This is a genomic window from Qipengyuania sp. BR81-2 (assembly GCF_055693895.1).
The window spans coordinates 926,398-937,184 of record NZ_CM146344.1 but is presented as its reverse complement, the minus strand read 5'-3'; the positions used below and the strand labels follow the sequence as shown (position 1 = coordinate 937,184).

12 protein-coding genes are annotated in these 10,787 nt (G+C 64.1%); 6 read left to right on the top strand and 6 right to left on the bottom strand.

Going from position 1 to position 10,787, the window contains the following annotated elements; genetic code table 11:
• Positions 1–25 precede the first annotated feature (25 nt).
• From ACZ1G8_RS04630 to ACZ1G8_RS04605, 6 genes are read left to right on the top strand one after another with little or no spacing between them, the layout of a single operon-like run.
• Positions 26–736: an OmpA family protein gene (locus tag ACZ1G8_RS04630; RefSeq protein WP_472680619.1), complete on the top strand. Its 711-nt coding sequence runs from the start codon at positions 26–28 to the stop codon at positions 734–736.
• A gap of 16 nt (positions 737–752) precedes the next feature.
• Positions 753–2,156, top strand: coding sequence for a TolC family protein (locus tag ACZ1G8_RS04625; RefSeq protein ID WP_472680617.1), 1,404 nt, complete (start codon positions 753–755; stop codon positions 2,154–2,156).
• Between the two features lie 31 nt (positions 2,157–2,187).
• Positions 2,188–4,332, top strand: a complete 2,145-nt coding sequence (locus ACZ1G8_RS04620; RefSeq protein WP_472680616.1) for a type I secretion system permease/ATPase — start codon at positions 2,188–2,190, stop codon at positions 4,330–4,332.
• Positions 4,329–5,345 (top strand): cell wall hydrolase, encoded by a 1,017-nt coding sequence (locus ACZ1G8_RS04615; protein ID WP_472680614.1) that lies wholly within the window; start codon positions 4,329–4,331, stop codon positions 5,343–5,345. The genes ACZ1G8_RS04620 and ACZ1G8_RS04615 overlap by 4 nt, the downstream gene beginning before the upstream one ends.
• A complete protein-coding gene (locus tag ACZ1G8_RS04610) occupies positions 5,342–5,704 on the top strand; it encodes a hypothetical protein (protein WP_472680613.1) in 363 nt (120 codons plus the stop codon). Before ACZ1G8_RS04615 ends, ACZ1G8_RS04610 begins: the two co-directional genes overlap by 4 nt.
• Positions 5,592–6,608, top strand: a complete 1,017-nt coding sequence (locus ACZ1G8_RS04605; RefSeq protein WP_472680611.1) for an HlyD family type I secretion periplasmic adaptor subunit — start codon at positions 5,592–5,594, stop codon at positions 6,606–6,608. The genes ACZ1G8_RS04610 and ACZ1G8_RS04605 overlap by 113 nt, the downstream gene beginning before the upstream one ends.
• A 51-nt stretch (positions 6,609–6,659) precedes the next feature.
• Here the strand turns inward: ACZ1G8_RS04605 and ACZ1G8_RS04600 are convergent, their stop codons facing one another.
• From ACZ1G8_RS04600 to ACZ1G8_RS04575, 6 genes are all read right to left on the bottom strand, one after another.
• Entirely contained in the window at positions 6,660–7,628 is a 969-nt protein-coding gene (locus ACZ1G8_RS04600) for a transglutaminase-like cysteine peptidase (protein ID WP_472680609.1), read from the bottom strand.
• 740 nt (positions 7,629–8,368) lie between these two features.
• Positions 8,369–8,746 (bottom strand): 50S ribosomal protein L7/L12, encoded by a 378-nt coding sequence (gene rplL, locus ACZ1G8_RS04595; protein ID WP_090477479.1) that lies wholly within the window; start codon positions 8,744–8,746, stop codon positions 8,369–8,371.
• 81 nt (positions 8,747–8,827) lie between these two features.
• Positions 8,828–9,343 carry a 50S ribosomal protein L10 gene (rplJ, locus tag ACZ1G8_RS04590; protein WP_472680608.1) on the bottom strand — a complete coding sequence of 172 codons (516 nt, stop codon included), beginning with the start codon at positions 9,341–9,343 and terminating at the stop codon, positions 8,828–8,830.
• Between the two features lie 293 nt (positions 9,344–9,636).
• Positions 9,637–9,882 carry a hypothetical protein gene (locus ACZ1G8_RS04585; protein ID WP_472680607.1) on the bottom strand — a complete coding sequence of 82 codons (246 nt, stop codon included), beginning with the start codon at positions 9,880–9,882 and terminating at the stop codon, positions 9,637–9,639.
• Positions 9,883–10,006: 124 nt separating this feature from the next.
• Positions 10,007–10,237: a helix-turn-helix domain-containing protein gene (locus ACZ1G8_RS04580; protein ID WP_472680605.1), complete on the bottom strand. Its 231-nt coding sequence runs from the start codon at positions 10,235–10,237 to the stop codon at positions 10,007–10,009.
• The gene (locus ACZ1G8_RS04575; protein ID WP_472680604.1) at positions 10,237–10,776 is read right to left on the bottom strand and encodes a DUF2975 domain-containing protein; all 540 of its coding nucleotides are present in this window, start codon (positions 10,774–10,776) and stop codon (positions 10,237–10,239) included. Before ACZ1G8_RS04575 ends, ACZ1G8_RS04580 begins: the two co-directional genes overlap by 1 nt.
• Positions 10,777–10,787 lie beyond the last annotated feature (11 nt).

The window sequence follows — 10,787 nt, the reverse complement described above, 5'->3', positions numbered from 1 at the left end:
GGAATTTGCAAGAGGGGATTTTGCAATGAAGAAGACGACAGCGACAATCGCGCTGGCCGGAGCCGCGGTGGGCATGATGCCCGCTGCGGCATCCGCGCAAGATGACCTGATGAGCATGGAAGGCAGCCAGCTGCGCGGCGAGATCGAGCGCCGCTATGATGTTGGCCTTGCGATGACCAACAACTCGGCCGTCGTGAATGCAAACGACCCGCGTTACACCTGGGCGGCAGAGACCAAGGTCCAGTGCGGTATCGCGCTCGGCTATCTCAAGTCGAACACCCGCGACGAGGTCAGCATTTCGAAGTGCGCCATGGCCTATGACATGATGAACCGCGAGCCGACGCCCTACGTCGCGCCGCCGCCGCCCGCACCGCCGGCACCTCCGCCAGAGGTCTGCAATGCCGAGGCACCGGGCCTGATCTTCTTCGAATTCGATTCCGCCGTGCCGCAGCAGGATGCTGTCGAGACGGTCGAATACGTCGTCGAGAACGCACCGACCTGTAATTGGGACAGCTTTACCGTCGTCGGCCACGCCGACCGCGCGGGCAGCAGTGCCTACAACATCGGCCTGTCGGAAGACCGTGCCGAGGCGATCGCCAATCTCATGACCAGCCGCGGCATTCCGGCCGGTTCGATCACCACGCAGGCGAAGGGCGAGGAATCGCCCCGCGTGCCGACCGCCGACGGCGTACGCGAGCTTCAGAACCGCCGCGTCGAAATCATCGTTAGCGAGTAAGAGAGGGGACAGAACAATGCGCAAGACAACCCTTGCAACCGCTGCCGCATTCCTGCTCGCAGGGTCGGCTCCGGCCGTGATGGCGCAGACCGCGCAGGCTGAACCGGTCACGATGCAGGAGGCCATCCAGGTCGCCATGCAGTCGAACCCGGAAATCCTGCAGGCCCAGTTCAACAAGGAGGCGATCGAATTCGAACGTCGCCAGGCGCAGGGTCTCTACCTGCCGCGCGTCAATATCGAGGCCAGCGCGGGTATCCGCCGCCTCGAGAACAACACGCGTCGCCAGCTGGGCATTGCCGATGACGAGCTCTATCCGCTCGAAGCCGGCATCACCGGCGAATGGACCGTCTTCGACTTCGGTCGCCGCCGCGGCGAACTGCTGCGCCAGGCAGCACGTGTCGACGGTGCATCGCTTCGCGTCGTGGAACGTTCCGAGTTCATCGCGCTGCAGATTTCGCGCCAGTATCTCGACGTGCTGCTCCAGCAGCGTGTCGCTGCCGCGGCGCAGGACAACGCTATGTTCCACCAGTCGCTGGTCACCGACCTGTCGCGCGGTGTGGACGAAGGCTCGATCTCGATCGCCGACCAGCAGCAGGCCGAAGAGCGCCTCCAGTCGGCTCTTGTGCGCAGCGAAGAAGCGAACCTGGAACTCCAGAACGCCTACATCTCGCTGCGTCGCCTGACCGGCATGGATATCTCGACCGGCACGCTGCCGCCGGATCTCTCGGCTGCCATGCCGAGCGACCTGCCGACGGCCATCGGCCAGGCACGCCTCAACAACCCGCTGGTTCGCGAAGCGCAGGCCGATGTCGATGCCGCCAATGCGCTGGTCGATTCGGCTGAAGGCGACCTGTGGCCGACCATCGGTATCGAAGCACGCGGCCGCGTGGGCGAGGATATCGACGGTTTCCGCGGCGAGACGAACGACGTGCAGGCCCGAGTGGTCCTGCGCTGGGACGTCTTCGACGGTGGCATCAACCGCGCCAAGCTGCAGGAAACGGTCCGCCAGGCGAGCCTTGCGCGCTACGCCCTGCACGATCGCCAGCGCGAAGCGGAAGAAGATGTCCGCCTCGCATGGCAGCAGCTCGATACGCAGCGCCGTATCACCGATCAACTCGGTCGCCAGAGCCAGGTCAGCGATGACCTGCTGCTGAGCTATCGCAGCCAGTTCAACATCGGCCGCCGCTCGCTGCTCGATGTGCTCGATGCGCAGAACACTCGCTTCAATACGCAGGTGCGTCTCGAAACGGCACGCTTCTCGCAATTGTTCGCGCAGTATCAAACGCTAGCTGCTACGAACAACTTCCTAGACGCGCTCAACATTGCTCCGGGTGCCGGAGCGGGCGAGGACGAACGTGGACGTTTCAACTACGGACCGCCCACCGATGCCGAGCTCCAGCGGCGCGTTTACGGAGACTGACACCGCGCGAGGGGCAAGGGCCTTTTAGGCTATGGAACAAGCAATTGCCGAACAGATCGACGGGCGGGTCCTTGACCCGCTCGTCGAATGCATTTCAGAGGGGGCTCGCCGCTACGGCCTGCCTTTTGCCCGCGACCTGCTCGCGCAATTGCCTCGCAATGCCGAGGGCTTCCTGCCCTATCACCAGGCTCCCGCCGCGCTCGACCTGGCAGGTCTCAACTACGATGTTGTCGAACGCAGCCGCCTTCCGGCGGGTTCGAGCTTGCTTCCCGCAATCGTCGCACTCGGCGAGAGCGAATACGTCCTCCTTCTCGAAGCGCAGGACGACGAGGTTCTAGTCTGGCGCCCTGACACGGGCAGCGAACTCTGGGAAAAGCGCAGCGGGTTCACCGAAACCTACTCCGGTCGCCTGATCCAGATTCACGGCGATCCGGACCGCATGCGCGCCGACGAGGCGCCGTGGCACGCCAAGGCACGCACACACTGGTTCTGGGGCGAGCTGCGCCGCGAGCGCAAGGCGTTCATGCCCGTGCTCTTGGCCTCGCTGCTGATCAACCTGCTCGCAGTCGCGCTGCCGATCTTCACGATGAACGTCTACGACCGCGTCATCCCCAACCAGGCGCAGGAAACGCTCTGGGTGCTGGGCACCGGCGTGCTGCTTGCCTTCGTTCTCGAATTCGCGCTGCGCCGTGCGCGCACTTCGATCGTCGACGAGATCGCGCAGCGGCTCGACCTCAAGCTGAGCCAGAAGATCTTCTCGCGCCTGCTCGCCGTGCCGCTGGCCGAGCGCAAGGGCCACACAGGCTCGCTTGCCGCGCGCGTCGCCGAATACGCCACCGTGCGCGATTTCTTCGCTTCGACCTCGGTCGTGCTCGTGGTCGACGTGCTCTTCCTCCTCGTCTTCGTGGCGGTCATCGCGATCATCGCAGGCTGGCTCGCTCTGGTCCCTCTGACGATCATCGCGCTGATGGCAATCGCCGGCTTCGTCCTGCAGAAGAAGGTCGTCGAGGCCTCTCAGGACGCACAGGCCGACTATGGTCTCCAGCAGACGCTGCTGGTGGAATCGCTGACCGGTGCGGAAACGCTGAAGGCAATGGGCGGCGAGGGCGGCATGCTGTCGCGCTGGCATCGCCTTGCAGAGATCGGTGGCCACTCGCAGCTGCGCCTGCGCAACATCAACTCGGTTGCCGTCAGCCTCGCGCAGGTCTTCCAACAGATATCGACCGTCTCGCTGATCATCGGCGGCTACTACCTCTTCGCTGCTGGCGAGATCACGATGGGCGCGATCATCGCCATCGTCATGCTTGCCTCGCGTTCGCTCGCTCCTGCCGGCCAGATCGCCTTCCTGCTGACCCGCGGTCGCCAGGCGAAGGAAACGCTCGCCAGTATCGAGCGCATGTTCGAGGGCGGTGACGAGCGCAAGCTGGGCGCAAGCGTTGCGCCGGGTGCGATCACCCGCCCGCGTATCGAGTTCAAGGATGCCGAATTCCGCTACAGCGAGGAATCGCCGACCGCGCTTTCCGGCCTCAACCTCACGATCGAGCCGGGCGAACGCATCGCGATCGTGGGCCGCGTGGCTTCGGGCAAGTCGACCTTCGGACGCCTACTGTGCGGCCTCTATGCGCCGACCGAAGGCGCGATGACGGTGAACGGCATCGACAGCCGCCAGTATCGCCCGCAGCAGCTGCGATCCGCACTCGGCTTTGTCGGGCAGGACGCCGCGCTTTTCTCGGGTTCGGTGCGCGAGAACCTGACGCTCGGCCGCATGGGTATTTCCGAGGAAGAGCTCGTCAACGCCATGCGTGCGACCGGTGCCGACAGCTATCTTTCGCGTGACGCCGGCGGTTTCGACCGCGCCGTGGGTGAAGACGGTCGCCAGCTTTCGGGCGGGCAGCGCAGCTTCCTCTCGCTCGCCCGCGCGATGGTCGAGCCGCGCGAACTCTTGTTCCTCGACGAGCCGACCGGGGCAATGGACAGCGAGACCGAGAAGCTGTTCGTCGAGCGTCTTTCGAAGGCGATGCAGCCAGAGCAGACGCTGGTGATCTCGACCCACCGCCCGGCGCTCTTCGCGATCTGCAATCGCCTGATCGTTCTCGACAAGGGCCGCATCGCAGCTGACGGCCCGGTCGCCGAAGTCCTCGCCAAGGCAGGCGCGGCGCGCGGAGAGGTTTCGTGAGCGCCTTCGTGACGAAGCGCATGCGCCGCTATGGTGCCTTCGCCGTCCTCGGCGCGGCAAGTTTCCTCGTGGGCACCTCCTCGCTGCTCGTTCCGCAGCAGAGCGTCGCTGCCATGGCCAAGCTTGAACCCGAATTGCAGCAGGACCTCGCCGCGATGACTACTGCCGCCGAACCGGCTGCAGAGCTCCGGCAGAGCGATGTGCAGGGAGCGCTCGAAGGCAATCTCGCAATCCCGACCATGAAGAATGGTGTGGAGCGGGCAGGGCGTTTCGCCGGCATCCCGATGTCTTCCGCGCACTACGGTACGGCCACCGACTGTCTCGCACAGGCCGTCTATTACGAGGCCGCGCTCGAGCCCGAGCAGGGCCGCCGTGCGGTGGCGCAGGTCGTGCTCAACCGCGTGCGCCATCCCGCCTATCCGAACAGCGTCTGCGGCGTGGTCTACCAGGGCTGGAACCAGCCCGTCTGCCAGTTCAGCTTCACTTGCGACGGCGCGCTGATGCGCAAGCCGCGTGCCGACCTGTGGCGCAACGCCAAGGCCATCGCGCGCGAGGCGCTCGCCGGTCACGAAGTCGCCGAAGTGGGCACCGCGACCCATTACCACGCCGACTATGTCCTGCCGTACTGGGCCTATCGCCTCGGTAAGATCGCCAAGGTCGGCCGTCACATCTTCTACCGCTTCCCGGGCTCGCCCGGTCGTTCGGCCAGCTTCTACGGCCGGTGGGCAGGCCGCGAATACAAGCCGGCGATCGATTTCGCGCGCTTCCGCCGCGATGCTGCTGCCGAGCTCGCAGCCAGTGCAGTGCCGGAATATACGCCCGGCACCACCGTCACCCCGGACGTGAAGGATCGCCACGCGGCAGCCGACGTCGGCGGACGGATCGACACCACCAAGGAATGGCGCCTGACGATCCCCGACCCGGTGCAGCTGAGCGCCAGCTATCGCTCGACCCTGAGCGGGCAGGGCGAAGTTCCCGCCGATACCATTTCTTCTTCGGAGCAAGCGCAATGAGCGTCGCACAGCGCTGGAATGCGATGACCGCCGCACGCCGCCTCATCATCGTGGCGGCTGTGGGCATGGCCCTGCTGTTTTCCTGGGCTGCCTTTGCGGAGGTCGACCAGATCACCCGCGGAACCGGCAAGGTCATCCCCTCGAGCAAGGCACAGCTCGTGCAGCCTGCCGAACCTTCGGTCGTTGCCGAGATCCTCGTGCGCAACGGGCAGAGCGTGAAAAAAGGCGACCTTCTGGTCCGCCTCGATGATCTCGCAGAGCGCATCGGCGCTAGGAGAGCTCCAGACCGAGAACGAGCGCCTTCAGGCACGTGCCCAGCGCCTCGATACCGAGGCTTCGGGCGGGACGCTCGGCTGTGAAGACGGCACAGCATGTGCCGAGGAACGCCGCCTCGCCCAGGCTCGTGCGGATACGGCGCGGGCCCGCGAAGCTTCGCTTGCCTCTGCCGTCGAGCAGCGTCGCCGCGACCTTTCGGAAGCGCAGGCAACCGCCACGAGCCTCGAAAGCAGCCTTCGCCTCGCACGCGAACAGGTCAGCATGCTCGAGCCGCTCGCGGCCCGGAACATCGTCCCACAGACCGACCTGCTGCAGGCGCAGCGCGACGTCGTCGATCTCCAGGGCCGCCTTTCGGCAGCCCGCCAGGCAGCGGGCCGCGCATCGGCAGCGATCCGCCAGGCACAGGCCGATCTCAGCCAGGCCCGCGCCGATTTCCGCCAGCAGGCCCTTGCCGAGCGCAGCGAGATCTCGACCCGGATTGCGGTCAATGAGGAAAGCATTCGCGGAGCTGCCGCAAGGCGCGACCGCAATGAGCTGCGCGCTCCGTCGGATGGCGTGGTCAACGACCTCCAGGTCTCGACGCAGGGCGGCTTCGTCAATGCAGGCGAGCAGATCATGCAGATCGTACCGGTGGGCGACAAGCTGCTGATCGAGGCGCGTATTTCACCCAGCGACCGTGCCTTCGTGAAGGTCGGCGACAACGCCAATGTCAAGGTCACCGCCTACGACTTCTCGATCTATGGCGGAATGAAGGGCAAGGTCGTGCAGGTTAGCGCCGACAGCATTTTCGACGAGGTCGAGCGCGAGGCCTATTACGCCGTCGTCATCGAAACCGATGCCGCCTTCATCGAGAAGGGCGGCGTCCGCCTGCCGATCGTGCCGGGCATGATCTGCGACGTCGAGATCCTGACCGCGCGCCGCAGCGTGCTGTCCTACCTCTTCAAGCCGGTGAACCGCGCTTTCGACCGCGCGATGACCGAGCGATAGTTTCGGGGAGAGGGGCGTGGTGCCGCAGCGCCGCGCCTCGGGCAAATGAGCTCAATAGCCGTGCAGGAAGTTCTGCTTCGCGCCCAGGCTCATCACCGGGCGGTAGCCGTGGCTGCGCGAAGCATCGAGCGGCGTCGAGCCGACATTGTCTAGCATCACGAAGCCTTCGTCGGTCTTCACCAGCAGGACGGCGTGGTCGCGGCGACGGATGAGGTCGCGCGCGAGCGTGAGCATCATGTCCTCGCGCTTCACGCCGGCAGCGGCAAGCAGCTCCATCTTGAGCAGCGCGAAATCTTCGCAGTCACCGCGGCCAAGGCGCAGCGTGGTCGCGGCATCGGCCCAGTAGTCGCTGCGGCCGAACAGCTCGGTATCCTCGGCATGGCCGATCCGGCGGTTCACCCAGCTGTTCACCGAAGCGATGAGGTTACGGCGGCTGGTGCCGGCAACGCCCATCGTCGCCAATGTCGGAGCGAGATCGGTGCGAGCGCCGCTGACGCGCCGCCACTGGGCATCGAAGCCCGTGCGTCCGATCGGAACCATGCGGCTGCCGAGCACGATATCGCGGCTGCCGCTCGGGCGAGCCGCAACGAAGGTGAGCGTCGGGCGCGGTGCAGCGAAGCGCGGGCTAAGCTGCGCGAACTGCGGCTCGAGGGAGAAGGGCTTCTGCTCAATACTGCAAGCCGGCTGGACGCGCGGAGCAGGAGCAGCGGCCGGTTCGAACTTCCGGGTGGTGCCACCTGCGAGCAGCGGGTGCGATGCAGGTGCCGCCTGCTGCGCACGGATCGCATCGAGCGCGCTTGTTCCCCCGAGGATCTGCGATGCCTTGCTCGGCGCGGGAGCCGCTATGGCGACCGGCGCAGCGGGCGACAAGGGTGCGCATGCGGCCGGCATTTCGGCGAGCGCGGCGGGCACCAGTGCGGCGCCGGACATCGCGTGAGCTGCAGGGGTGAACGCGGCCGAGCCAAGCATCAGGCCCAGCGCGACTCCTGCAGAGCGGAAAATGAGTTTGGTTCCGACCATGGAGCCATGGCTAGAGCCACAGCCTCAAGGATCAGTTTCCCGGTCTGGTTAACAGGCTGATAAGTTCTGGAAGGTTCGGAAGCATGAACCCCGCAGCCACCCTTGCGGAAAGTCCTTAAGCAACCTGCGGGATTTGCTTAACCTCATTGCATTCAGGCGCGGCGACTGTGTTTCCGCCTGCTATCGCGCTTTGTCGTGGCAGAATGGCGGCGCCTCCCGTCCGAAGGAGTTCGCGTGTTCCGATAGTACGCCTGATAATGCGTCATGCGCTTGCGCGATCGAGACTTGCGTCCTGAGATCCAGCTGAACAGGTTTTCCGTTCCGGTCACGGCGCCTTCCAGCGTTGTCGCGATCAATTCGACGGTCGACAACACTGGCCAGAGCCAGAAAAGGAAGGTGTGTCGGCCGATAACCCTCGCCGTCAGGCTGTGCGGCAGGAGCCTGATTTGCGGTGCGGATAGAATAAAACACGCACACAAAAGCGCGCAAGGAACTGCGATGACTGCGACCACGATTTTTCCTTGTTTTCTGGCGCCGTACCTGCGGCGCGACGCGGCCTATACTCAGCTCGTCGCAGCACCGAAATCGCTCGTCGCAGGTGTTCCGAGGAAAATCCGAGCCGGGCAAGTATCCATCGATATCACGGCTCTATGCCTGATTCGAAGCTTGGCGGGGCGCATACAAAAAAGGGCGGCGCCTTGCGGCACCGCCCTTCGAAATTCTCGAAACGAGAACGAAGCTTACTTGAGCTCGACGGTACCGCCGGCTGCTTCGATCTTGCCCTTGATTTCTTCGGCTTCAGCCTTGTTGACGCCTTCCTTGAGCGCCTTGGGAGCGCCTTCGACAAGAGCCTTGGCTTCGGTGAGGCCGAGACCGGTGATGGCACGGACTTCCTTGATGACCTGGATCTTCTTGCCACCGTCGCCGGTGAGGACGACGTCGAATTCGTCCTTTTCTTCAGCAGCGGCACCTGCGTCGCCACCGCCGGCCGGGCCAGCAACAGCAACAGCAGCAGCGGCGCTCACGCCCCACTCTTCTTCAAGTGCCTTGGCAAGCTCAGCGGCTTCCATGACGGTCAGCTTCGACAGTTCTTCAACAAGCTTGGCGATATCAGCCATGATGTTTCACTCCAATAAATAGGCCGGGGTGCCCAACCGGGTCTGCCCCGATGAATATGTGTTCGTGCGTCGAACCAGCTCTTACGCGGCTTCCGTGGCGGCATATGCGCCGAAGACACGTGCGAGCTTGGCTGCGGGTGCGTTGACGACCTGAGCAACCTTGGTTGCCGGTGCGTTGACGAGACCCACGATCTTGCCGCGAAGTTCGTCGAGGCTCGGCATCGAGGCGAGCGCCTTGACCCCTGCTTCGTCGAGCTTCTGCGCGCCCATCGAACCGCCGACGATTTCGATCTTGTCGGTCGTCTTGGCGAATTCCACCACAGCCTTGGCTGCAGCAACCGGATCCTCGGAATAACCGAGGGCGGTCGGACCGGACAGAAATTCATCGATTCCTGCGTAGTCGGTGTCCTTCAGGGCGAGCTTGGCGAGACGGTTCTTCGCAACCTTGTAGGACGCACCGGCTTCACGCATCTTCGTACGCAGTTCGGTCGACTGGTCGACCGTAAGGCCCAGGTTGCGGGTCACGACGACCACACCTGCCTGGTTGAAGACTTCAGTGAGCTGGGCGACCGAATCGGCTTTCTGCGAACGATCCATGCCATACTCCTTCACTATGACCGCACGGGATGGCTCCCGAACGATCGGCTACGTTTGTCCATGCCGAAAAGACGACACGGGCGAGTCCGTTGATGGGGAAGGAGTGCGCCAATTGGCGCGAAACGGCGGACTAGAAGCCCACCATGAAAATCTCTTTTCCCCGTCTAGGCTGGAAATTAAGACCGGCAGATCCCGGTCACCAACTGTCTCGGACGGATGAAGGCAGATACAAAGAGACCCGCCTTCTGGGGCGGGCCTCTAAGGAATTCAGCGATTCTGTCAAGCGAAAGGCGTCAGAGCGACGGGCCTTCAACTTCGACTTCCGCCGAAACGGTTTCGTCAGCGGTTTCTGCAGTGACGGTGGCTTCGTCGGTGGTGACCGAGAGCTCAGTGCCTTCAGCACCTTCTTCGGCGGTCTCGACCGGAGCTTCCATTTCCGTGGTTGCGACGTCGTCAGCGGTTTCTTCGGTGGCGGTTTCACCGCAAGCGGCGAGGGTCAGCGCGAAGGGGAGTGCGGCGACGAAAGCGATTTTCTTCATTTGGTGGCGTTTCCTGGCGCCATGATCGGCGCGGCCATAAAATAGCCATATTCAAGCGAGTCGCGAATAGGAAAAATGCACCGGAGCCGGGCCCCGGTGCATTTTCTTTCCAGCATGCCTTTCGTTAGGCTGCGCCGGTCTCGTAGGCGAGCAGGTCGCCCGGCTGGCACTCGAGCTCGCGGCAGATCGCTTCGAGGGTAGAGAAGCGGATCGCCTTGGCCTTGCCGGTCTTGAGGATCGAGAGGTTGGCGAGGGTGAGGCCGACACGTTCTGCCAGCTCGGTGAGCGTCATGCGGCGCTCGTGGAGGATGTCGTCGAGTTTGACCACGATCTGGGTTCCTTCTTCAGCGGGCATCACACGGTTCCTTCGAGATCGGCGCGCATGGCGGCACCGTGGCGGAAGACGCGGGCGAGGATGAACAGCACGACCACCAGGACAATACCTGTGAGATCGAGGCCTGCATCGATGGTCACACCTTCATGATCCTCGAACAGCTTGGCGATGTAGAGAGCGAGACCGGCGGCGGGGATGGCGAGCAACTGCGCGGTAAGCGCAATCCAGCCCATCAGGGTCAGGCGCTCGGCATTCTCCGGCACGAAAGGGTCGCCTTCGCCGACAGTGCCGATGATCTGGCGCAGCAGGCGCAGGAACCAGAACGCGGCGAGCAAGATAATGATGGCGAACATGAGCACGCCGGCGACAGGTGCTAGGGGGAAGACGAAATCGGGATTCCCGAGGTCGGCGGCGGCTTCGGCGGTGATGCGGTCTCGCATGAAGACGATGATCGGCAGGCCGATGGCGAGGGCGATGACGCCGAGGGCCACCACGCCCTGCATAAACAGGACGAGCACCTTCCCTGCGAGCAGCAGCGGGTCATTGGGGCGGGTTGTCACGGGCAGTCTCC